General features: G+C 39.3%; 22 protein-coding genes. 7 read left to right on the top strand and 15 right to left on the bottom strand.

Annotation, left to right across the window (positions count from 1 at the left end; all coding sequences use genetic code 11):
• Nucleotides 1-42: 42 nt before the first annotated feature.
• A complete protein-coding gene (locus WAA20_RS16125; RefSeq protein WP_073390166.1) occupies nt 43-561 on the bottom strand; it encodes a DUF6106 family protein in 519 nt (172 codons plus the stop codon).
• 330 nt (nt 562-891) lie between these two features.
• On the opposite strand from WAA20_RS16125, the gene WAA20_RS16130 reads away from it, so the two are divergent.
• A complete protein-coding gene (locus WAA20_RS16130; protein WP_073390164.1) occupies nt 892-1,764 on the top strand; it encodes a hypothetical protein in 873 nt (290 codons plus the stop codon).
• A 213-nt stretch (nt 1,765-1,977) separates the two neighbouring features.
• Here the strand turns inward: WAA20_RS16130 and WAA20_RS16135 are convergent, their stop codons facing one another.
• The 8 genes from WAA20_RS16135 to WAA20_RS16170 all read right to left on the bottom strand — a co-directional run bounded on the left by WAA20_RS16135 (nt 1,978) and on the right by WAA20_RS16170 (nt 10,512).
• Complete coding sequence (locus WAA20_RS16135; RefSeq protein WP_073390162.1) at nt 1,978-3,297, bottom strand: aspartate kinase; 1,320 nt, start codon at nt 3,295-3,297, stop codon at nt 1,978-1,980.
• Between the two features lie 15 nt (nt 3,298-3,312).
• Nucleotides 3,313-4,521 (bottom strand): homoserine dehydrogenase, encoded by a 1,209-nt coding sequence (locus WAA20_RS16140; protein WP_073390161.1) that lies wholly within the window; start codon nt 4,519-4,521, stop codon nt 3,313-3,315.
• Between the two features lie 120 nt (nt 4,522-4,641).
• On the bottom strand, nt 4,642-5,097 hold the full coding sequence (locus WAA20_RS16145; RefSeq protein WP_073390159.1) for an ACT domain-containing protein: 456 nt from the start codon (nt 5,095-5,097) through the stop codon (nt 4,642-4,644).
• 201 nt (nt 5,098-5,298) lie between these two features.
• Complete coding sequence (locus WAA20_RS16150; RefSeq protein WP_073390158.1) at nt 5,299-6,480, bottom strand: glycosyltransferase; 1,182 nt, start codon at nt 6,478-6,480, stop codon at nt 5,299-5,301.
• 519 nt (nt 6,481-6,999) lie between these two features.
• Entirely contained in the window at nt 7,000-7,863 is an 864-nt protein-coding gene (dapF, locus tag WAA20_RS16155) for a diaminopimelate epimerase (RefSeq protein ID WP_073390177.1), read from the bottom strand.
• A gap of 43 nt (nt 7,864-7,906) precedes the next feature.
• Nucleotides 7,907-8,803: an Hsp33 family molecular chaperone HslO gene (gene hslO, locus WAA20_RS16160; RefSeq protein WP_073390156.1), complete on the bottom strand. Its 897-nt coding sequence runs from the start codon at nt 8,801-8,803 to the stop codon at nt 7,907-7,909.
• Nucleotides 8,804-8,872: 69 nt separating this feature from the next.
• On the bottom strand, nt 8,873-9,757 hold the full coding sequence (locus WAA20_RS16165) for a class I SAM-dependent methyltransferase (protein ID WP_073390154.1): 885 nt from the start codon (nt 9,755-9,757) through the stop codon (nt 8,873-8,875).
• Nucleotides 9,758-9,780: 23 nt separating this feature from the next.
• Entirely contained in the window at nt 9,781-10,512 is a 732-nt protein-coding gene (locus WAA20_RS16170; protein WP_073390153.1) for an IspD/TarI family cytidylyltransferase, read from the bottom strand.
• 219 nt (nt 10,513-10,731) lie between these two features.
• Here WAA20_RS16170 and WAA20_RS16175 point away from each other — a divergent pair, with 219 nt between their 5' ends.
• A complete protein-coding gene (locus WAA20_RS16175; RefSeq protein ID WP_081373981.1) occupies nt 10,732-11,892 on the top strand; it encodes an SLC13 family permease in 1,161 nt (386 codons plus the stop codon).
• On the opposite strand, the gene WAA20_RS16180 is transcribed toward WAA20_RS16175, so the two are convergent.
• Together WAA20_RS16180 and lgt are read right to left on the bottom strand one after the other, a co-directional pair.
• The gene (locus tag WAA20_RS16180) at nt 11,873-13,306 is read right to left on the bottom strand and encodes a GGDEF domain-containing protein (protein WP_073390150.1); all 1,434 of its coding nucleotides are present in this window, start codon (nt 13,304-13,306) and stop codon (nt 11,873-11,875) included. The two genes, WAA20_RS16175 and WAA20_RS16180, sit on opposite strands and share 20 nt — an antisense overlap.
• A gap of 116 nt (nt 13,307-13,422) precedes the next feature.
• Entirely contained in the window at nt 13,423-14,226 is an 804-nt protein-coding gene (gene lgt, locus WAA20_RS16185) for a prolipoprotein diacylglyceryl transferase (protein WP_073390149.1), read from the bottom strand.
• Nucleotides 14,227-14,383: 157 nt separating this feature from the next.
• Here lgt and WAA20_RS16190 point away from each other — a divergent pair, with 157 nt between their 5' ends.
• The 5 genes from WAA20_RS16190 to WAA20_RS16210 all read left to right on the top strand — a co-directional run bounded on the left by WAA20_RS16190 (nt 14,384) and on the right by WAA20_RS16210 (nt 17,942).
• Nucleotides 14,384-15,298 carry an ATP-binding cassette domain-containing protein gene (locus WAA20_RS16190; RefSeq protein ID WP_073390147.1) on the top strand — a complete coding sequence of 305 codons (915 nt, stop codon included), beginning with the start codon at nt 14,384-14,386 and terminating at the stop codon, nt 15,296-15,298.
• A gap of 89 nt (nt 15,299-15,387) precedes the next feature.
• On the top strand, nt 15,388-16,299 hold the full coding sequence (locus WAA20_RS16195; protein ID WP_073390146.1) for an ABC transporter permease: 912 nt from the start codon (nt 15,388-15,390) through the stop codon (nt 16,297-16,299).
• Complete coding sequence (locus tag WAA20_RS16200) at nt 16,299-16,748, top strand: LytTR family DNA-binding domain-containing protein (protein ID WP_073390144.1); 450 nt, start codon at nt 16,299-16,301, stop codon at nt 16,746-16,748. The genes WAA20_RS16195 and WAA20_RS16200 overlap by 1 nt, the downstream gene beginning before the upstream one ends.
• Nucleotides 16,749-16,770: 22 nt before the next feature.
• Nucleotides 16,771-17,196 carry a hypothetical protein gene (locus WAA20_RS16205; protein WP_073390142.1) on the top strand — a complete coding sequence of 142 codons (426 nt, stop codon included), beginning with the start codon at nt 16,771-16,773 and terminating at the stop codon, nt 17,194-17,196.
• Nucleotides 17,197-17,384: 188 nt separating this feature from the next.
• Nucleotides 17,385-17,942: a hypothetical protein gene (locus tag WAA20_RS16210; RefSeq protein WP_073390141.1), complete on the top strand. Its 558-nt coding sequence runs from the start codon at nt 17,385-17,387 to the stop codon at nt 17,940-17,942.
• 128 nt (nt 17,943-18,070) lie between these two features.
• Here the strand turns inward: WAA20_RS16210 and WAA20_RS16215 are convergent, their stop codons facing one another.
• The 4 genes from WAA20_RS16215 to WAA20_RS16230 all read right to left on the bottom strand — a co-directional run bounded on the left by WAA20_RS16215 (nt 18,071) and on the right by WAA20_RS16230 (nt 21,915).
• Complete coding sequence (locus tag WAA20_RS16215) at nt 18,071-18,841, bottom strand: ABC-2 family transporter protein (RefSeq protein ID WP_338801534.1); 771 nt, start codon at nt 18,839-18,841, stop codon at nt 18,071-18,073.
• A 123-nt stretch (nt 18,842-18,964) separates the two neighbouring features.
• Nucleotides 18,965-19,717: a hypothetical protein gene (locus WAA20_RS16220; RefSeq protein ID WP_139263866.1), complete on the bottom strand. Its 753-nt coding sequence runs from the start codon at nt 19,715-19,717 to the stop codon at nt 18,965-18,967.
• Between the two features lie 35 nt (nt 19,718-19,752).
• The gene (locus WAA20_RS16225; RefSeq protein ID WP_073390136.1) at nt 19,753-20,718 is read right to left on the bottom strand and encodes an ATP-binding cassette domain-containing protein; all 966 of its coding nucleotides are present in this window, start codon (nt 20,716-20,718) and stop codon (nt 19,753-19,755) included.
• Nucleotides 20,719-21,246: 528 nt separating this feature from the next.
• Complete coding sequence (locus WAA20_RS16230) at nt 21,247-21,915, bottom strand: nitroreductase family protein (RefSeq protein ID WP_073390135.1); 669 nt, start codon at nt 21,913-21,915, stop codon at nt 21,247-21,249.
• Nucleotides 21,916-22,262 lie beyond the last annotated feature (347 nt).

A 22,262-nucleotide genomic window follows, 5' to 3' on the forward strand; every position in this document is an offset into this window, starting at 1 on the left:
TGCAGGTGCCAAATATACTCTGCGCCTGCATCAAAATAGTAATCAGTCTTTAAATGTCTTACGAGGTGCTACCTGATATACAGCAGCAACCAGCTTTTCATCGGGGTTCATGATGAGCTTCTGACGTCCATCATAATAAAAAGCATATCTTGTATCAGGCTGGTGAACTTCACCATCAGAGAAATCGAGAACCTGATAGTTCTTGTTCTTATATTCGTCAAGATGATAAGAGTTGATGGGACCAAAAGCCTCCATACGCTCTGTTTCAAACTTACCTACACGCTTACGACTGTTCTTGTTAAGGATCTTATCAACAGTAACTTCTCTGTCGCAGTACTGGTACTCATATTCAATATTAGCGTTAAGGTTGCAAAGATAAGCCATAAAGCCAAAGAATACGGTAAATGCAAGTGTAACGATAGTACCAATGATCTGAAATCCTAAAAGCATAAAGCCAAATGCGCAGATAACAGCAAGAAAAATGCATAAATACTTCAGAAATACAAAAAGAGGTTTTGTCTTTCTCTTCACCATACATTCAACATAATCAAGTTCGTTCATAGTAACATCTCCGATCGCAGTATATTAAAAATTTTACCATCTGTTCAAAAAATATTTGACAGTAATGATATATTACTTTAGCGAAACTTGCAAGCTTTTTCAACTCGATATATTCTCTCATTGATAAATTTTGTATAAAAATTGTAAATATCCGGCTTATCCTTCAATTTTTTCATATATTTTCAATGATACATACGTAAATTCATTTTTTTATAATATTACTCCGGTAATTTCATATTTTTTTAATTGACCAATAGCTTTAATTTATTTATTATGACCTAAGGGCTTCTTAAGCCCTATCTAAATTTGAAGGAAATTGAAGGTTTATTTATGGCAGTTTGGGATGATATTAAAAAACAGCACAAGAAAGTCAGAAAGAAGGGCTTTAAGGCAATGATGGCCTACTTTTGGGATTACTACAAGATTCATACAGTCGTAGTAGTTTTTGTAGGTCTTTTTACTTTTTTTCTTATAAGAGATATGTTATCAAATCTTCCATATGGATTCTATGCAATGATGATAAACTCAACGCTGCATCCGGACAGTGATGTGATCGGAGAAGATTTTGCAAACTATGCAGGAATTGATACGACAAGTTACGATGTTCTGATAGATACCAACGTAACATTAAGTACAGGCGAGTACAACAGCTACGATGTATCAACCCAGGAAAGGATCATGGCGATCACAGCTGCAGGTGATCTTGATGTTATAGTTACCGATCAGTCAGTATTTGAGCAGTATGCAAGAAACGACTACATGACAGATCTGCGAACCCTTATGTCTGAAGAAGAGCTCTCCAAATACGAAGGATATATCTATTACGTAGACAAGGCAATAATCGATGCTATTATGGACGGCTCTTATGAAAGTTCTTCAGATGCATCTTTGGAAGAAAGCGCAGCTGATGATTTGGATGATGCCACAAGTGATGCTACAGTTTCTGATCAGGAGATAAGCTACATGCTTGGAATATCATCTCCAAGTTCAATAGTTACCGCAGACAATTTCGTACTTCCTGATCCTTCTACTATGGAAGATCCTATGCCTGTAGGAATCGTTCTTACAGATACAGCTTTCATGCAGGAAACACAGACCTTTGCAGGAACAGTTCCTGTATTCGGCATCATAGGTAATTCAAGTCATACACAGGAAGCACTTAAGTTCCTTGAATATATGTACACCTACACAGCTACAGAATAAGCTTTTTACTAAAAATGGCACCTTGCAAATGCAAGGTGCCATTTTTGGAATAAGCATATAAGAAACAACCTATCAAATTGTTCTTAACAAAAGAGAGGGGTTATAGGACATAACCAGCACATGTTCAGAAGTACAGGGATGTACTTCTATGTGCGGGTTACAGGATGTAACTAGCACATGTTCAGAAGTACAGGGATGTACTTCTATGTGCATTTATAATTGTGTTTCCACAAAGATATCGTAAATAGCGCTGATGGCTTTTTCGAAGTCTCTGTTTTCAACACCGATGATGATATTAAGCTCAGATGAGCCCTGATCGATCATTCTTACGTTAACATTAGCATGTGCAAGAGCGGAGAAGATTCTTCCTGCAGTACCTCTTGTGGACTTCATGCCTCTACCAACGACTGCTATAAGGCCAAGGTCAGATTCTATCTCAAGCATATCAGGCTTTGCAAGTCTGTGGATCTCACTTACAACTGCCTGTTCCTTGCTAATAAAATCATCTTCGTGAACAAATACTGTCATAGTATCGATTCCTGACGGAACATGCTCGATAGAAATATCATGATCTTCAAATGCCTGAAGAACTTTTCTTACAAAACCGATCTCTGAGTTCATCATATCCTTGGATATGTTCACGCAGCAGAAACCTTTTTTACCGGCAATACCTGTGATGGTATATTTGGACTTTCTTGCTGTAGATTCAACGATCCATGTTCCTTCATCTTCAGGCTTGTTGGTATTTCTGATATTGATCGGAATACCTTCCTTACGTACAGGGAAGATTGAATCTTCATGGAGTACTGATGCACCCATGTAAGCAAGCTCTCGAAGTTCTGTATATGTAATGATCTCGATAGACTGTGGCTTATTGATAATGCGGGGATCTGCGATCATGAAGCCGCTTACGTCTGTCCAGTTCTCGTATACATCAGCCTTTACTGCACGAGCTACGATAGAACCTGTGATATCAGATCCGCCTCTTGAGAAAGTCTTGATACTTCCATCAGGCTTTGCTCCAAAGAATCCGGGGATAACTGCTTTTTCTGTTTTAGCAAGTTTTGCAGACATCTTTTCGTTAGTCTTTTCTGCATCAAAGTCGCCGTTTTTAGTAAAACAAACAACTGTTGCAGGATCAACGAAGGTATATCCCAGATACTGTGCCATGATCTTACCGTTAAGGAATTCACCTCTTGATGCGGCGTATTCTTTTCCGGCTTTATCTTTGAACCGCTTCTCTATTTCCTTGAAATCTTCTGAGAGTGAAAAATCAAGCTTAAGACCTGTGATGATCTCGTCATAACGAGCCTTTATATCAGCAAGCTGTGCTTCAAAGTTCTTGCCTGCTTCTGCAAGTGCATAGCAAGCATAAAGCATATCTGTAACTTTCTTGTCGCCTGAATTTCTTTTGCCGGGAGCTGAAGGAATTACATATCTTCTGCCCTCATCACTTCTTATGATCTTACCAACCTTCTCAAACTGTGCGGCGCTTGCAAGTGAGCTTCCGCCGAACTTTACTACCTTTTTCATTTTATATGCCTCTCCTTAAAGCTCTCTAAGGAATCCCTTAGGTTTCTCGAGCTGTGAATACTTTGCCTTAAAATCTTTTTCTGAAATAAGATCTGTAACGAAAGCAAATTCGCCAAATACTTCCTTGCTCTCTACAACCTCTATCTCAGAACCAAAAAGCTCTCTGGCCTGCTCTTCACTATTTTCATCTACTCTTACAAAAAATCTGTGAACGTAGCTTCCATTATCAGAAAGCTGTGCAGGTGCATCTGTAAGGTTCACATCCATGTGACTTCCTTTGTGGATCACAAGGTCGATAAGGTCCGCTACAACAGCTGAAGCAGTAGCTTCTTTACCAGCGCCCTTGCCGTAATACATAGTGCTTCCAAGCATATTGCCATGAACTACTATAGCATTAAATACATCATTTACAAATGCAAGCGGATTCTCTGATGGTATAAGGAATGGTGATACCATGGTAAAAAATCCTGAGTTGTTCTTCTTGATCATGCCAAGAAGCTTAATTGACATTCCAAGGCTTCTTGCATATGCAAAATCTTCCTGAGTGATCTTGGTGATACCTTCTGTCTCGATATCTTCGTATTTCACATACTGGCCTGACATAAGTGAAGCAAGTATTGCTGTCTTACGGCATGCATCATAACCTTCAATATCAGCTTCAGGCTTACGCTCAGCATAGCCCTTGTCCTGTGCTTCTTTTAAGACAGTAGCAAATCCGATCTTCTCTCTGTCCATCTTAGTAAGTATATAATTAGTAGTACCGTTAAGGATACCTGTGATAGAATCTATCTTCTCGTGCTTAAGGGAAGTGTTAAGTGTACGAAGAACAGGAATACCGCCGCCAACAGATGCTTCAAATAAATATGAACAGTTATGTTCTTTAGCGATCTTTACAAGTTCAGGTCCGTGAACTGCAACAAGCTCTTTATTGGATGTGCAGACACTGATTCCCTTTTCCAAAGCTCTCTTTTCAAAAGTAAAAGCAGGCTCAAGTCCGCCCATGGTCTCGCATATTACGTCAATTTCAGGATCATTTAATATAACTTCAATATCATGAACAATCTGCTTTTCATGCTTATCACCAGGGAAATCGCGAAGATCAAGGATATACTTGACTTCAATCTTCTCACCGGCGCTCTTTTCAACTTCTGCGCTGTTGGTATCAAGGACTTCAACTACACCGCTTCCAACTGTTCCATAACCTAATACTGCTGCCTTGGCCATATTGCCTCCCTTTTACTCCACGTGCAAAGCACGTATAATTATTCAAAAATTATGTAAGATGCTCACGAATGCTGAACATTTATCATAAAAAAACATCTAATACTAAAAATATATGTCCCTTTAAGAGACGCCGCTTCCACGGCCACTTATCTGAACTTTATGAACTCCAGTCCTTTCACCGATTGCTGATGAAAGATCTGTTACGCTCACTCCTTCATCGATCACCTGAAGACTTATGGACAAAGATGCAACTCCGTCAATCGGTATAGACTGATGAATAGTAAGAATATTAGCGCCTGACTTTGCAATGATACCAAGGACATCTGATAACAGTCCCGGCTCATCATCTACCTGAAATGTAAGTGTGAATGTCGATCCGGAAAGTGAATCGTGGAATTCATAGATATCATCTTTATATTTGTAAAAAGAGCTTCTGCTGATATCTACCTGGGCAACTGCCTCATTAACTGTGCGTACCCTGCCAGATTCGAGAAGCTTCTTGGCTTCAACTACCTTTATAAGTACTTCTGGTATAGCCTGTCTTTGAACAATGTAATAACCTGAATGTTCTTTCATGATCATCCTCATGTCACAACCATCAGCAAAAACAATGGATATTGATGGAGTATTTAAGAAAAAACGTTCGCACCACGCGGACATTTGTACGTCCATGAAAGATATTCTATCACACTAAAGTGACAGAGGCAACCATAAATATTGTCCAAACATTTCAACAAAATGTATAAAGATACATAAATTATTACCAAAAATCAGAAACTATCCTGTAATTTGCAGAATACCCGGTAATAACTTCCTATAATCAAAGCTCTCCAGAACCTTCTGTTGTCCAAGACGGGCTATTTCTCTGCGTTCATCCTCATGTTCAAGAAAGTATTCTATCTTAGATTCAAGTTCATCCCTGTCACGTACTATAACAAGTTCCTGTCCGTCTGTGAAGTACTCTTCAAGTTCACTTCTATAAGTCGAAAGAAGAAAACCGCCTACGCCCATTACATCAAGAACCCTAAGCGACATTCCTGTCCTTATAGACCTCATCATAAAGTTTAGATTGATCTTACTTCTATTAAATACATGCGGCATACGGACCATATAATCAGCCTGTCCAAGATCACGGACATAACGCAGCGTAGGCCCATCAGCTTTGGTATAAAGGTCAAGTTTAAACTTCTGTCCAAGCTCTTCTAATAAAAAACGTCTTTCATCCTGCGTTACCTTCTTTTTAAGAATATCCCTTATAAGTATATCCTCGTCAAAATCATAAGATTCCTTAGAAAGGCTAAATTTCATATACTCATTTAACTCTTGTATCTTTTCCCTTGAAACAATGTTCTCATCCAGAATAAAGTCTTCTACAAAAGTTTGCCGCTGTTTTTCCATTATATCTTCAAAAAAAATCCTGAGATCTTTAGGAAGATATTCTTTGGTGTAATCATAAAAGTTATATTCATTATCGTAAAGATTACCCAAGAAAGTTACATCATGTTCATAGCAAGGATAGTCCATAAGCGAATCTGAAATAGCTTTAAGTCTTACTCCATTAACTGCAAGCGGACTATAGTGAACAGTCTCAATCCCAAGGCTCTTATACAGATCTACAAGCCCCCTGTCAAAAAGATAGATTCTATTTTCTTTATTACTAACTTCTTTCGATGCCAGAGGAAAATGTGGCGAATCAAAGATCCATGATATATAGGGCACATGTAGTCTATGACATACTCTTGATATTATAGGAAAAAAATTCCAGGTAAATACGCAGTCAACAGCCTTTCCATTCTTCTTCATCCTAAGACAGTTCTCAAGAACATTGTCAAAGCCATCGTCCACGTCCATACGATTCCAGGGGTAGCGTAATTCTTCTACATCATGACCAAGCTCACGCATAACCGCTCTCGTATCTTCACCTGTAAACTCATTCCATACATAATACAGAATACGCATGCAAGCGTCCTCGTTTCTATAGATGTGGGATAAACATACGATAGTTCAAGTTCAAATAACTTCAAACTCTTAAATAGATTTTGACAAAAAAAGAAGCATCTTGCAACTCCCTGTCGCAAGTGCTCCTTCCAAACTTATAGATCAACACCATTGCCCGTGATGTAAGTCAGTATTTCAGGTCTTTAAACGTCGTTCATTACATGCTGCCATGCAACTTATATATAGATACCGCATTCAATAAATTAAATGCAGTAATTATATAAACATTCATACCTCCCTGGTCCTGAAACTGATTGCACCGCTTAATACCGGTTCCCCAACCCGTACTCGATGGTGATCAATCCTTGGTTCTCTTCTATAAGCGTCTTCTATAATGTAACTGATAATGAGTTTCTAATCAAGGGTTTTTGACACTTTAAAGTTTCCATAATTTTGATAAAAATTTTGTAAAAATTTAACAATGTACAAATCGGATAATCACGTTCTAAACCACGTTTTATCGCGTTTTAGAATTATTACTTAAATCTCAACATTTCCTTCAAAAACAGTTACTGCAGGACCTGTCATATAGACGTTATTGCTCTCTTTGTCCCATCTGCAGATGATATCTCCGCCGAGAACATGAACTGTGATCTCATCATCTGTAAGACCGTTGAGAATACATGCTACAGCTGTTGCACAGCATCCTGTTCCGCAGGCAAGGGTTTCACCTGTACCTCTTTCCCATACACGCATATGAACATTCTTCCTGTCATCTACATGTACAAACTCTGTATTGGTGCGCTGTGGGAAGTAAGGATGGTTTTCGAACTTTCTTCCATATTTTTCTAAAGGAAAAGAATTAAGGTTCTCATTGTCTCCAACAAAGACAACTGCATGAGGATTGCCCATGGATACACAGGTCATTCTGAAGTTTCTGTCTTCAATCGGTATACAATAATCTACGATCTTGTCTTTGTCATGGAACTTATTCTCATCCATCGGGATCTGGGATGGTGTAAGAATAGGTGCTCCCATATTAACCTTTACCATAGAAACTTTTCCATTAGTAACAGTAAGATCAAGATATCTATTTCTTCCAAATGAGCTTATGGCAAGATCCTTAGTCTTATCAGTCATACCATGATCATATACAAACTTGGCAACGCATCTTATGCCATTACCGCACATCTCTGCTCTTGAACCGTCTGCGTTGTACATCTCCATTTCAAAATCAGCGCCTTCTATGGGATTTATAAAAATTACGCCGTCGCCTCCGATACCAAAATGGCGGTCAGAAAGTTTGCGTACAACGTCAGGCTTGATAGCCTCCGGTATCACATTCTTAGCCCCATCTATATAAACATAATCGTTACCTGCACCCTGCATTTTAGTAAAATTAATAGTTGCCATGATGTCTATTCCTTTCATATAAAAGTAAAGCATTTTATTTAGCTTCTTCACAGAGCTTCTTAAGTTCTTCTATATCGAAATTATATTTTTTCTCACAAAAATGACATTTAGTCTCTATCGGCTTACCATCTTTTATGATGTCTTCAAGTTCTTTTTTGCCAAGAAGGATGAGACCTCTTGATACACGGTCCTTGGAGCAGTTGCAGTGCCACTCAACAGGCATCGTGCCGTTCCATTTAATGTCAAAGCCCTCAAGAACTATCTCAAGCATCTGCTCAGGGGTCTTACCTTCTTTAAGGATATCTGTAACTGACTTAAGCTTACTAAGATTCTCTTCAAGATGAGAAATTACAGCTTCATCAGCAAAAGGCATGAGCTGAACTATAAATCCGCCTGCTTCTCTGACTGTATTTTCATTGTTCATGAGTACGCCAAGTCCGACTGATGAAGGAGTCTGCTGTGACTGGGCAAAATAGTAGGTAAAGTCTTCTGCTATCTCACCTGTATAAATCGGAACCTGTCCAACATAAGGATCCTTCATACCCATATCGCGGATAACGGTAAATGATCCCTTTCCTATAGCGCCGCCTACGTTAAGGTGTCCTGCTTCGTTTGGAGGAAGGATCACAAGGCCGTTATTAACATAGCCCTTAACCTGGCCCTTATTGTCAGCTGTAGCAAGAAGTCCTCCCATAGGGCCGTCGCCATCTATCTTAACTGTGATAAGATCCTTATCATTCTCCATCATGGAGCCCATCATAAGAGTTCCTGACATAAGTCGTCCAAGAGCTGCTGTAGCTATAGGACTTGTGTTGTGAAGCTTTCTTGCAGTCTCTACAAGATCTCTTGAAGTAACTGCGAAAGCTCTTATCTGATCTGATGCAGCAGTAGCACGCACCATATAATCTTTGTAACTTGCATTAACTTTCATTTATAATCCTCAATTCTGGTGTTATTCTAAGAAGTCACCCTTCAATTATTCCAGTGTCATTCTCACAATTCATTCTTCAATGACCCTGGTATTATTCTCAGAATTCTTCCTTGCAATAATATAGATCCTCTCGCTGTCTTCATCCGGATCTTCATGGGTATCAGCATCTATTGCCTTAACAAATTCCATACCGGACTCTTTAACTATAGAGAGCATCTCATCAAGCGTATAGCCCCTTTGGAAGTGTGTTTCGTTGAATTTTCTGTATCTGTTATCACCTTCATGGACAAAGATAGTAAGATCATACTCATTAATAGAAGTATCACTGTCGAACCAGTTATCCCATATAAAAGCACAATCCTCTCTGTCCTCTGCGATAGTCGTATCACCGATGACATCTCTGTATTTGTGAAGGGTATTAAAATCAAAAATTATGATACCGTCCGGATACAGGTAATTATTTACAAGCTTTAGCATTTTAACAACATCCTGGACTTCCGTCAAATAATTGACGCTGTCGCAGACGCTTAGAAATGTTCCTGCTGTACAGAAAAGCTCAAACTCTCTCATGTCCTGTTCAAGATACATGATATCGTGGCCTGACTTGTCTTTTTTGTTAATGGCTATCTGAAGCATCTGCTGGGAATTGTCTATTCCCATGATGTCATAGCCCCTTGAAGCCATCTCTTCGGCAAAAGAACCTGTGCCGCAGCCAAGTTCAACGATAAGATCACGTTCCTGAGAGAGCATCTCTTCTTCAGAAACATCATTAGAATTATCTTTATTGGAAGAATCCTGATCAGAATCCTCTTTTTCTAAAACCGGGCCGGATTTCTTCGGTTTTGAAATACCGTACTTACTAATTAATTCGCTTATATAATCTGCCCATTCACTGTAGGGCGTTTCATCCATAAAAGTATCGTATACAAGCGCAAAATCTGAATATGAATCCATAATAACCTCAAAAAGTCATGACATCACATCTCCTGGCGCATCTCGCAATCAGTCCTGAACCGCCTAAGATCTGCATCTGTAGTAATTTTATAATTGTTCTCATCCCCAGGGATCATAACTATCTTCATGCCATCCATAATAGCAGGTTCACTGCTTCCGTGAATATGATCCATCTGAGCCTGAGTGAGCTTTTTGTTGGCTGCAAGATATTTGCCAAATCTAAATACTTCGGGAGCCTGACCGGCAAGTACCTTTGATCTTTCAAGAAGATCAGTCAGATGTCTGCCATCCTCTGACATATAAACAGTATCTCTCATCTTAAGAACAGGTATAGCTCCATCCGCTTCGTCTGCCGCCTCTATACAGGCATCAAGCATCTGCCTTGTCATACAAGGCCTTGCAGCATCAATTACAGCTACAAGATCACCATCGCCTATTGAGTTCTCCAGTTTCAAAAGACCGTTCAAAACAGACATCTGCCTGTTAAAACCAGGTGCAGCATATTTGATCTCAACTCCATGTCTTCCGCTATCGCGCATAGCAGCGCCGCAGCAGCCACTTACAAGGTCTTTGTAGCTATCCGCACATACGATAACAACGGTTGTGATCACAGGGTCAGAAATGACCGTATCTAAAACATATGAGATAAGCGGCCTGCCACAGATATCAATATACTGCTTTGGTATATCAGTACTACTTATACGTGCACCAACTCCGCCTGCAAGAATGATCGCTGAACATGAAATAACGCTCATAAGAATACCCCTTTTTTTAATGATCAAAGATTGCCTCTGTAACATCAAACTTAAATGTAGTATTATTATTTTCGGTCTGCCACAATGATTTTTTTATACCTATAAGCGACCTGATTGCTGTGTTTCTCCGATAATCCTGCAATCACTATTATATATTTTTAGCAGAAAGATTCAATAAAAGGGATGTTGATTTTCGATCAGCTCCCTGTGAGGTTGATCATGAAAGAATTACTAAAAAAAGAACCTGTTACAATAATATCTCTGATTCTGGCAGTAATAAGTGCCTTTTTTGTGCACCCGGATGACCAGTATATTTCTTATATAGATTTTAGAACCTTAAGTATACTCTTTTGTCTAATGCTTGTTATGGCAGGACTTCGTAAGGAAAATGTATTTAAATACATCGGAGAAAAACTTCTTGAGCGCACAACAACCAAAAGAGGTCTTGCAGGTGTACTTATCCTGCTTTGCTTTTTCTTTAGTATGTTCATAACCAATGACGTTGCCCTTATAAGCTTCGTGCCTTTTTCTATAGAGATCATAGGCATGATGGATGATCTTGAAGGGGAAAAGAAAAGCTCTTTTGCCATCAAGCTGATAGTACTTGAAACGATTGCAGCAAACCTCGGAAGTATGCTGACACCTATAGGAAATCCGCAGAATCTGTACCTGTATTCTCTTTCAGGAATGAGCATAGGAAGCTTTATAGGCCTGATGCTTCCTTACAGCTTATCATCACTTATCATACTTGTTATCTGCAGCATCGTTATGTTTCCAAAGGGAAAGGGATCATCTGATGAAACTGTAGCAAAGCCGGATGATAGCAGTTATGGAGAAGCCAAAAAGTCTTTTTCCAAAAAGATAATAACAGGATACCTTATCCTGTTTGTACTCAGCCTTCTTGTTGTCGTGCACGTGCTTCCTTACTGGGCAGTACTTATCGCAACTATACTTGGCGTTTTTGTCATAGACAAAAATACACTGAAGGATGCAGATTATTTTCTCCTTCTTACATTTACTTTCCTGTTCATATTTGTGGGGAATATAAAAAGAATAAGCCCTGTTAAAGATGCTCTTTTAAGCATACTCTACGGGCGTGAAGTAATAACAGCTATTGTCTCCAGTCAGTTTATAAGTAATGTTCCTGCTGCCATACTTCTTTCAGGAATGACTGACAAAATTAAGCTTTTAGTTATCGGAACCAACCTCGGCGGCCTTGGAACACTTATTGCTTCAATGGCAAGCCTTATTTCATTCAAATTCTACGGACAGATCGAAGGAAGTAAAAAGGGAAAATATATAGTAGTATTCAGCCTTTTAAATATAGTATTTCTGATAATACTTATGGCTATCCATCTGCTTATTTCCTGCCAAGCTTAGATTCCTGCTTGTCATGATACATAAGTTCATCAGCCCTCTTAAATACGTCATCCATACAGCTATCCGTCTTACTGTCATAAACAGCCATACCTGCTGCTGCCGAATATCGTTCCCATGGCTCTCTGGATTCATCTTGTGATGCTTTATTAAAAGTATCACGGAGCTTTGCAAACAATGCATCTTTCTCATTAAAGGCATCCTTTTCAAGGAGCACTACAAACTCATCTCCGCCAATTCTAAATACTGGAGAATGGCTGTAAATAACACATACTTCATGACACGCGCCAAAGATATAATCATTGCCGTGTTCATGTCCATAATTATCATTGATTATCTTAAGCCTGTTCAGATCCAGCATAACAATAGCAAATTCTGCTTTGCCTTTCTTAATCTCATCATCAACTCTTTCCTTGATCTTATCGTAAAACGCTTTATTCTTGACATGCGTAAGTGCATCCTGGTAGGCTACCATATCCATCTGGCTAACCTTACTCTTCATGTCTTCAACCTTGACTTCAGCATCAATAGCATGCTTAACATATTCCCTCATGTCATCTGACATCCTTATTACCGCATCAGACAAGGATTCAACCTCGTTATGCGTATGGATATCAGGAGCATAATAGACGAGCTTGTCCAGATCCTTTTGGTCATGGGCATTGTTGGCGAATTCTACTACGCTTTTTTCAAGCCTGCTTATAGGCTCAGTAATATTATAGTTAAGCCATACGAGGAAACCCATGATAAAGAGAATAGCCAGAAGTATTATCAAAACAATATTAATCGTTGTATATTTTCTGATAGTCTTTAGAAGCTCTGAGACTTCTATATCAACACAAAGAAGGGCATATTTCTCGCCTTTAGAATTAATGAGAGCTCTTACTCCTGAATAATCATATCCCCAGGAACTAAAGTCCTTAAAAAATGTGATGTTCGTTCCGTCATTTTCCTGGAGGGCATCATAATAAAGCTTAAGCTCCTCAGGGGCATAGTCATCATAGGAGATCGAGCAAAGATAATACCCGTCAGGCTCATACATTCTGCCATACTTGGTATCAGCAGATAATACATTCAGCATTGCAGGATTCTCGTCCATGATAGGATATACAATATACAAAAAATGTATGTCGAAATCCTCCATGATACCGTCCATAAAATCAACAAGTTCAACGTATTTTTCAGACTCAACGCCTGTAGCTACGCATTCTGAAAGATCCTCAATATCAATGTGACTCTGAACATAATTGAGGATATCTGACATTCTTTCTTCATAGGATCTGTAAAGGGAACTTGTATATGATCTATATGTCACAATGCTAAGTACCAGGCAAAGAAGCACAAAAAACATAGAGCATCCCAAAAAGATGCTTCTCTTTAGCGGTCTTCTTTTAATTATCTTGCCTTCATATAGCATAGTGACTCTCCAACAATTCACATATATTTCTTTATCGTCAGAAAATCACTTTTAGTTTAATTTATCAAACTGATCCACTAAAAAAGAACATCCTATTATGAGGATGTCCTTTAAACTTATTGTTCTTCTTTTACTTCTTCTTTTACTTCTTCTTTTGTTTCTTCTGTTTCTTCTTGTACCAGTTTAGGCGCCATTGTAAAAAGTACAATGCCGATTATGACCATCACCATTGAAATGATCTGTGAAGTAGAGAATATGCCAAGGCTTCCTCTATAGTCTGCCCTTAAAAACTCAATGCCAAATCTTCCTATTCCGTAGAGAATAAGATACATTGCTGAAGTTCTTCCTGCAGTTTTCTCCTTCCTTGAATAAAGGATGAGGATAAGACCTATCAGAAAATCACCTGCAGATGATATCAGCTGAGTCGGGATAAGTGGTACCCCGTTAGGTGCAAAGCTTGAATGAGTAAATACTATGTGGAACCTGCTTGTAGTCTGAGCACCGTAACAGCAGCCTGCGCAAAAGCATCCGATCCTTCCAAAGCCCTGTGCAATAGAAACTGCTGGCATAACTACGTCAAAATATGGCAGAAACTTTTCTTTTCTAAACTTTTTCAAGTAGATAAAAGAAGTAACTATTCCTCCAATAATGCCGCCATATACTACGTATCCGTTCTTAAAGTTCCATAAGATAGACGGATTTTTAATGATAGCCGGAATCTCTACTATATAGAATAAAAGCCTGCAGCCAAGAAGCCCTCCGATGATTGCACAATAGAAAATTCCATATATTGTGTCTTCAGATAAACCTTTATTTTTGCCTCTCTTAAGTACAATATAAAGCGCTGATATAAATCCGATCGCGATCATCAGTCCATACATATGAAGTGTCACCGGACCAATATGAATGTCGTTGAACATATTCCCTCCCTTAATGCGAAGTCTTTTCTGATTATACTATATTTTTTGCAACTTACCCCCTCAAAATTACAACTTACTTGCATTTCTATTTCTCAAATGTCTTTTTTGCCATATCATCCACTTATCAGATAAATACACGAAAGGATATGAAAAGCATATGAATTCGATTGAACTTAAAAACCTCACAAAAAGATACGGAAGTTTTAATGCAGTTGATAACCTTAGCTTTGAGATAAAGCAGGGCGATTTCGTAGGATTCCTCGGAGTTAACGGCGCGGGAAAATCTACTACGGTAAACATGCTATCTACTATACTTACACCGGACGATGGAGAAGCTACTATCTGCGGTTACAAGCTGGGAAAAGAGGATATGGATATCAGAAGATCGATCGGCGTTGTATATCAGTCCAATGTCCTTGATGACCTGTTCACGGTAAAAGAAAACATCGTTACAAGATCAAAGATGCTGGGACTTGATAGTAAGACCATAAAAGAAAGGCTCTATGATCTTTCGGATATCTTAAAGCTTTCTGACATCATGAATAAGCGTTATAGGCTTTTGTCAGGTGGACAAAAAAGACGATGCGAAATAGCATTCGCCCTCATGCATAGTCCCAAGATCCTGTTCCTTGACGAGCCTACAACAGGCCTCGACCCTGCAACACGTACCTTTGTATGGGACGCAGTTGAAATGCTGAGAGCAAACACCGATATGACAGTATTTCTTACAACTCACTACATGGAAGAAGCCCAGTCAGCAGATAAGATCGTCATTATAAATAAGGGTAAAAAAGTTGCAGAAGGAACTCCTTTCGAACTCAAAGAAAAATTCGCCAAGGACAGCTTAAAGCTATATTTTGGCGAAAACAGGCTAGGCGAAGTTACAGACATACTCGGTAATGAAAAACTTATCACTACATCTTACGGAGGACTTGTAGAGGCAAATGATCCTTTTAGTGCTGCAAGGACTGCAGAAAAACTTGTAGGTGTCATTGATGGATTTGAGATTATTCAAGGCAAAATGGATGACGTATTTTTGAATGTTACAAGGGATCTGGAAGCTGCAATATAGGATCTTAATCAGAAAGATATAGAACGTATCTGGTACATACCTAAAACAAAATAACAAAAATCTTAGTTAAAGATTTACGGGAGGCATATATGAGAAGCTTTACTGCAATCAATAAAAGAAATCTTAGTTTATATTTTAGAGACTACAGCGCTGTATTTTTTTCACTATTATCAATGCTTATAATCATCGTACTTATGGTATTCTTCCTGGGAGATATAAATAACAGTGATCTACTTGATGCCATAAAGATGGTACCTGGAAGAGGTGGCGACAGCGATGTTACTACCATCAAAAATTTCAGTTTCCTTTGGACCTGTGCAGGAATCATGACGATCAACGCATCTACTGTAACACACGCCTTTTATTCAAACATGATCAAAGACAGAACAGGTAACCGTCTCAATTCACTTTTTGTAATGCCTGTAAAAAGACCTGTATTCGTACTTGGATATGTAAGCTCTGCCTGGATTGCTGGAGTTATCATGTGCGTTATCACACTTATCGTTACAGAGATCATCGGTGTTATAAAGGGAATGGATGTACTTCCTGTAAAGACTCACTTTGAACTGCTTGCCTTGATAATGCTTAACACATTTGTTTATTCCGCAGTTATGTTCCTTTTTGCATCAGTTATTAAGAGCCAGAGTGCCTGGAGCGGTATAGGTATCATCCTTGGAACACTGGCAGGCTTCCTTGGCGGAATCTATTTTCCACTTGGTCAGATGAGTGAAGGCATGCAGAAAGCTGTAAAGTGCTTTCCTTTCATATATGGATCATCTCTTTTCAGAAAAGTTATGCTTAATCCTATCGAAAAAAACTTGTTTGAGGGAACACCAGATACGATGAGAAGTGAAGTTGACCGCATTATGGGTATGGATCTTTTCCTTGGTGATAGCAGGTTGTCCGGGGGCGCATCTGTAGGTATACTAGTAGCTGTAGGGGTTATATTCATCATTTTTTCCACAATGTACTTAACAATAAGCAAAAAGAAGGACAGGTAATGAAGATTACTATCGAGACACCGTTACCCGGTGAAGAGGATGAGATCATTATAAAGATGGCCACATTAAGCGACGATGTTCTTAAGATGGTTCGCCGCTTAAAGGATGGCACCGGCAAGGATACTATGGCTGTTTATGAAGACGAAAGTATCCGAATGGTGCCTACAAGGGACATTTTGTACTTTGATGCAACTGACAACCGCGTCTTTGCATATACAAGGGAAAACTGTTTTGAGACAAGAAAAAAGCTCTTCGAAATTGAAGAGCTTCTTGCCGGTTCTGCCTTTTTGAGGATATCCAAAAATGCCATAGTTAACATCAAGGCAATTGATCACCTGAGTCCTGAATTTAACGGGCGTTTTATAGCGAGTCTCAAAAACGGCGAAGACATTATCATCTCAAGGGGATACGTCCCTGAGCTTAAGAAAAAACTTGGTATTGGAAAGTAAGGCGGAGGTCATAGTTGCACATATGAAGAATTTTCTTTTAGATCTACTTAAATGGTTTCTAATTATAAATACAGGAATTATGGTCATCGTATGGATCAATCTGATGGGATACGATGATATCTGGACTGCAATATTCCCTCAGATCATGGGGGCAAGCTTTGTTACGGCGCTTGTGACTACTGCATTCTTTTCCATAAATCCGAAAAAACCGATCAGCGTGCCTGTCAGGATACTACTGACCTTCGCTCATTATCTGATACTTTGCGTAATCATTATGGGTATGGGAAGTGTCTTTGACTGGTTTGAGCTGACACTAAATGGTTGTATTATGGTTGCACTTAGCGTTGCAGGAGTATACCTTATTGCGACAGTCATCTCTATCATATTGTCCAAAGGCGAAGCAGACGAAATGACCAAGGCCCTTAAGCACTTCAACAACGAGGATTGAGGGGGCTTCGCACATAAAAAAAGAGTCTACGTTGTGCCATATTTCGGAGGGCGGCAGTGATGCTATTTTTATCGTAATTTTCATATATGTTACATTTTAACAATCTCCTTGAAATATTCATTTTTTTCTTTTATCATTAGCATAATGTGCTTAAAAATGCACAGAAAAAATGAAAAGGAGATTTAAATATGGTATGTAAAAAGTGTGGCACTATGATTACCGACAGTTCTGCAGAATTATGTCCTGTATGCTGTGCGCCACTAGGGGAAGAAAACTTTAGCAATGAGGATATTTTAAAGTCAGATCATTACGTAGATACTTTGAAGTCATCTGATAGCTATACACCACAGCTGGGGACGAAATGGGCGGACTTTCTTGGCTATTTTGCTTTTTGGCTTTCGGCTATTGTAAGCATTATTGTTGGCCTGTGGTGTCTTTCACTGACTGGCAGCTACTCATATCGAAGAATCAGCGGAACACTAGTCTTTTCTGCCATTTGCCTTATAGTAACCGGAATAATCTGCATTTTGGGAGCTCTTTCAATTATTAAAAGAAAAAGCAGCGCAAATAATATGGTTACATTAGTTTATGTAACTAGCCTTGTAGCAGATATTTTAGTCTATATAGCGTTTTCATCTACAGGTATTATGTATAATCTAAGTATTCCGCGCATCGTGATTGCGATTCTCATGATCATCATTAACCGTTCATACTTTGAAAAGCGTAGCAATATTTTCGTTAATTAACCAGTAAAAAACTTCGGAGAAATCCGAAGTTTTTTGTTTGTCATAAATATTGGTTATATAACAGAAAATACCTAATGTACTGGTTCATTTATTATTAATCAAATTACAAGTGGCGCAGTATATTAGTATCAGCTGCCTGTTGATCTGTAATGTCTAAGTGCTACATGGAATAAAACTGTCATGATGCAAAAGACTAATATGCCTGAAAGTGGAGTAACTACTGCTGCCCACCAAGGCCATCCGTAAAGAGGCTTGTCAAGAATCCAGGATGCGGGGACGTGGAGTGTTAATGCGAAGGGAGCTACAACAGTGAAGAGTACGCGGAGCGGTAGGGGGTATACGTCAATCGGGTACTGGCAGGCACTTCTTCCGCCGTAAGTGATGGCGTTTACAAGCTCTACTGATTTCACACTAAATATACTAAAGATAGCTTCTATCATGAATAGCCCGAGTATGAGAAGGCAGCTCATGGCTATGGATTCTATGAGAACGAAAACCTTCAGTGGAGTCCATACTACATTAGAAAGATTACTACCCATGATAAGTGCTACTGTTCCTACTGCAATACAGGTTATTCTTCTTGGGTCAGTTCCTGCACACATGACCTGGGTGAGAACGCCTCTTGGTCTTACAAGGAAAGTATCAAGGCGTCCTGTTCTGATCATTGATGGGAAGTCTCCTGTTATTCCTCTTCCAAACATCTCAGTAAGATAAAAAGATACAGACATCATTCCAAAAAAGAAGTAAAGATTACCGCCGGACCATCCTTTAAGACTTTGAAATCTGTCAACAATAAGGATGACCGCCATCATCTCACCGCCCTCCATAACAAGCTGGGCGAGTGTCTGCATAAAAAATGAGCTGGTATATTGCAAATGACTTCTTAGAAGCATTGCCATTGATTTTATATATAGTCGTAGAGTATTCATTCCATATTCCTCTTTATGTTTCGACTGCAAGGAGAACATAATATTTGGACATTGGCTTTGCCAATGTCCGGAGTTGATCGTAGATCAACTCCCTTAGCCCCCTTGTACAATCATACGTTTCTGGTTTCTGTTCCACATATATATTCCAAATGTCACAAGTATTACTATCCATATACTCTGGATCATGTATACTCTGAGTACGCTTTCAAGTCCGTAATCACCTGTATATATTCTTATAGGTGCATCAAGGAGCTGGGCATATGGGAAAAGGGTTATGACCTTCTGCCAGCTATCCGGGAAAAGGGTCAGAGGAAGGATGTTACCAGAAAGGGTCATCATCAAAAGGTTAAGAAGTCCCTGTATTCCTCTTGGATCCAAGGTTATCATGGTAAAAGCTACTGTGATATTTTCAAGTGCACATACACATAAAAGTCCAAGTGCAAGCGCGGGAATGGCTGCCAAAAAAGCTGGAAGTGATGCAGGAAGGTGCAGACCCCATCCTTTTGGAAGAAGGAAAGCAAGAACAAACATAGGGAGTGCTCTCATTAAACTTCCCATCATCTTTAAAGCCATTATCCTTGCATAGTAAAAGCCATACATATTTACAGGGCGGCACATATCATAGGAGACATCGCCTGTCCTTATTTTGTCTAAAAGTTCTGAATCAGATGCCAGCATCATTCTAAAGAACCCCTGTTGAAGCCATACGTATGTTGCGACATTTTCAATCGGTATAGACTGAGGATGTCCTTCATAAAGGGCTCTGTAAAGCGCAACAAGAACAAGTCCAAAGAACATCTGGCACAGTATTCCGCCAATCATGGCGCCGCGATATTGAAGCTCCATGCGAAGCCTCATTTTAAAAACAGAGATATAGGATTTCATAGGTCAAGCTCCTTGTACATAGCAGCAATCAGGTGATCTGTGTTCTCAGGCTGAAGTGTAAGCTCTCTTATATTGCCTGCATCCTGCAGGATATCAAGGAGCTTGGCTGTAGGAAGTTTTGCAGGCTCATAGCTAAGTTCAAGTCCGTCTTCTGTCTTCTTACAGGTAACTCCTTCAGGAAGTTTAAGATCCGGTTCTTCAGCTCCGTATTTGACGCTAACTTTACGCACTGTATCGAAGCGTTCAAGAAGGTCAGAAAGTTTTCCATCAAAGAGCTTCTGGCCATGTCCAAGTACCATGACTCTTGAACAAAGAGCTGCGATATCTTCCATGTCGTGAGTTGTAAGCATGATGGTCGTACCATACTCTTTATTTTCCCATTTCAAAAAGTCGCGAAGAGCAAGCTTACTTACAGCATCAAGTCCGATCGTAGGCTCATCAAGGAAAAGAAGTTTAGGTCTGTGAAGAAGGGATCCGCAAAGTTCAGCTCTCATTCTCTGTCCAAGACTAAGAAGACGAAGTGGTGTTCTCATAAGAGGTTCAAGGTCAAGTGCCTTAGCCAGTTCATGGAGTCTTTCTTCATAATCTTTCTGAGGGATTCTGTATATATCTTTTAAAAGGTTATAGCTGTCTATGATTGGAACATCCCACCAAAGCTGGCTACGCTGACCAAAGACAACACCGATATTCTTAACATGGCGCTTACGATCTTTCCATGGAGCGATGCCGCCAACTGATACTTCTCCGCCGTCAGGTGTAAGGATTCCTGACAGGATCTTAACTGTAGTTGATTTACCGGCTCCGTTAGGGCCTATGTAACCTACAAGTTCTCCCTCATCAACTGAAAAAGATACTCCTTTAAGAGCACTTACAGTTTCCTTCTCCCTCAAAACTTTTCCTTTTTCTCTTTTCTTTTTTACAACGAAATCCTTTTTCAGATTTCTGACTTCAATATAACTCATAAAACAACCTCATGTCGCAAGTGAAACAAGTTACTAATGATTAGAAGTGGAGGAGCTTGCGACACCACTTCCGGAGTTAATCTTTGATTAACTCCCTACCTCACGTTGCGAGTGAAACGAGTGACTAATGGTTGAAAGTGGCAGAGCTCGCGATGCCACTTTTGGAGTTTGAATATTATTCAAACTCCTAGGGTCAGATAATAAATTAAAACTAATTCTTCTATTTGCGAGGTGATGGGTGAGTAACGGTCCAAATTGACAGAACTCGCGAAATCAATTTGGAGTTTGAAATAATAATTCAAACTGGTTTTACTTTGGGATTTTCAAGATACAGAAAGTATCTACAGTACATTTTCAGAAATGTGTAGTTCAGGAACGAACTTCTGTCCATTTCTATGTACAGGGGTCTTAATAGTAACTTATATATTCTACACTACTTTGGGGCACAAAAAAAGCCCACAATTACGAAAATTGTAAGCTTTTTATATATCATAACTACATATAATATTTTTTTGATAAAATCGCGTTTTATGCAATTCTGCACTTATGTCCGGATGCTGCTTCAAAATTATATCTGACGATTCCCATATCAAGCTTTGTAAGGGAACCAAATCCAGCTTTTATCTTTGCTTCCTCACCGTCAATAGTAATGAAGAACTTCTGCTGATTAAGCGCTGTTGGAGCAAGAAGAGCTGCATCTATGCCTTCTTTGAACCAAGCTGGCATATCGTTTTCCGGAACACCGCAAAGTTTTGACAGATTTTTGGACTTATGACTTGTTCCGCTGTTAAGTCCATAGCCAAGAGCGATAACACATACGATCTTCTCTCCTGCTACTAACTTTGCTTTACACTTTCCGCGGCCGTATGTTCCTGCAACCCAGCAGGTATTAAGGCCAAGCATCTGAGCTTCGAGAACTATCTTTTCACCATAGTAACCTGCAAGATCATCAAGATTCTTAAGCTTCTTATCGCCCACAAGTGCGATATAGTTGTTAACGCCCGAAAACTTTCCGTAGTGGCTAAGAAGTGTATCGAAGCATTCAGGGTCCTCAGTAATAAGCTGAATATTCAGACCACTAACCTCATTGCACTCCTGGATAAGCTTTTCTAATGATAATTTCACTTCTCCTGTTATTCTGTCAGAAGAATACTGTCTTACACTATGTCTGTTTTTGATTGCTTCTTTGATGTCCATTTAAGCCTCCTGTTGAAACTACATATCTATGATAGTATGGCCTATACATTGTACACAATTATTTTGTACGCGTCCGATTATACTCCGTCACTCATTCAATGTCAAGATTAGAAATGTATATATGTTATGACTTATCAAAAGTCTATTCTTATCCACTTTATCTTTATGGCGAAAATCTGACTGTACCCACGGGTAAGCCCGTGGGGTTCTGATTGGCAAGTGTAGCTTGTAATCGTACATCATTTTCAGACTTTGGAGTTACAAGTGTAAATCTGTTTAAATCAGGACTTTTATTACCAAGCAGTCCAACGACCACATTAGCGGTAAATTTTTGCTTTTTAACAAGG

Origin of the sequence: Butyrivibrio fibrisolvens, assembly GCF_037113525.1 — a bacterium.
Lineage (GTDB): Bacteria > Bacillota > Clostridia > Lachnospirales > Lachnospiraceae > Butyrivibrio > Butyrivibrio fibrisolvens.

What these genes read in the sequence shown, in the direction of transcription:
- WAA20_RS16125 (WP_073390166.1), bottom strand. Translation starts at nt 561, where the DNA reads ATGAACGAACTTGATTATGTTGAATGTATGGTGAAGAGAAAGACAAAA.
- WAA20_RS16130 (WP_073390164.1), top strand. Translation starts at nt 892, where the DNA reads ATGGCAGTTTGGGATGATATTAAAAAACAGCACAAGAAAGTCAGAAAG.
- WAA20_RS16135 (WP_073390162.1), bottom strand. Translation starts at nt 3,297, where the DNA reads ATGAAAAAGGTAGTAAAGTTCGGCGGAAGCTCACTTGCAAGCGCCGCA.
- WAA20_RS16140 (WP_073390161.1), bottom strand. Translation starts at nt 4,521, where the DNA reads ATGGCCAAGGCAGCAGTATTAGGTTATGGAACAGTTGGAAGCGGTGTA.
- WAA20_RS16145 (WP_073390159.1), bottom strand. Translation starts at nt 5,097, where the DNA reads ATGAAAGAACATTCAGGTTATTACATTGTTCAAAGACAGGCTATACCA.
- WAA20_RS16150 (WP_073390158.1), bottom strand. Translation starts at nt 6,480, where the DNA reads ATGCGTATTCTGTATTATGTATGGAATGAGTTTACAGGTGAAGATACG.
- hslO (WP_073390156.1), bottom strand. Translation starts at nt 8,803, where the DNA reads ATGAAAGTTAATGCAAGTTACAAAGATTATATGGTGCGTGCTACTGCT.
- WAA20_RS16165 (WP_073390154.1), bottom strand. Translation starts at nt 9,757, where the DNA reads ATGGATTCATATTCAGATTTTGCGCTTGTATACGATACTTTTATGGAT.
- WAA20_RS16170 (WP_073390153.1), bottom strand. Translation starts at nt 10,512, where the DNA reads ATGAGCGTTATTTCATGTTCAGCGATCATTCTTGCAGGCGGAGTTGGT.
- WAA20_RS16175 (WP_081373981.1), top strand. Translation starts at nt 10,732, where the DNA reads ATGAAAGAATTACTAAAAAAAGAACCTGTTACAATAATATCTCTGATT.
- WAA20_RS16180 (WP_073390150.1), bottom strand. Translation starts at nt 13,306, where the DNA reads ATGCTATATGAAGGCAAGATAATTAAAAGAAGACCGCTAAAGAGAAGC.
- lgt (WP_073390149.1), bottom strand. Translation starts at nt 14,226, where the DNA reads ATGTTCAACGACATTCATATTGGTCCGGTGACACTTCATATGTATGGA.
- WAA20_RS16190 (WP_073390147.1), top strand. Translation starts at nt 14,384, where the DNA reads ATGAATTCGATTGAACTTAAAAACCTCACAAAAAGATACGGAAGTTTT.
- WAA20_RS16195 (WP_073390146.1), top strand. Translation starts at nt 15,388, where the DNA reads ATGAGAAGCTTTACTGCAATCAATAAAAGAAATCTTAGTTTATATTTT.
- WAA20_RS16200 (WP_073390144.1), top strand. Translation starts at nt 16,299, where the DNA reads ATGAAGATTACTATCGAGACACCGTTACCCGGTGAAGAGGATGAGATC.
- WAA20_RS16205 (WP_073390142.1), top strand. Translation starts at nt 16,771, where the DNA reads ATGAAGAATTTTCTTTTAGATCTACTTAAATGGTTTCTAATTATAAAT.
- WAA20_RS16210 (WP_073390141.1), top strand. Translation starts at nt 17,385, where the DNA reads ATGGTATGTAAAAAGTGTGGCACTATGATTACCGACAGTTCTGCAGAA.
- WAA20_RS16215 (WP_338801534.1), bottom strand. Translation starts at nt 18,841, where the DNA reads ATGGCAATGCTTCTAAGAAGTCATTTGCAATATACCAGCTCATTTTTT.
- WAA20_RS16220 (WP_139263866.1), bottom strand. Translation starts at nt 19,717, where the DNA reads ATGGAGCTTCAATATCGCGGCGCCATGATTGGCGGAATACTGTGCCAG.
- WAA20_RS16225 (WP_073390136.1), bottom strand. Translation starts at nt 20,718, where the DNA reads ATGAGTTATATTGAAGTCAGAAATCTGAAAAAGGATTTCGTTGTAAAA.
- WAA20_RS16230 (WP_073390135.1), bottom strand. Translation starts at nt 21,915, where the DNA reads ATGGACATCAAAGAAGCAATCAAAAACAGACATAGTGTAAGACAGTAT.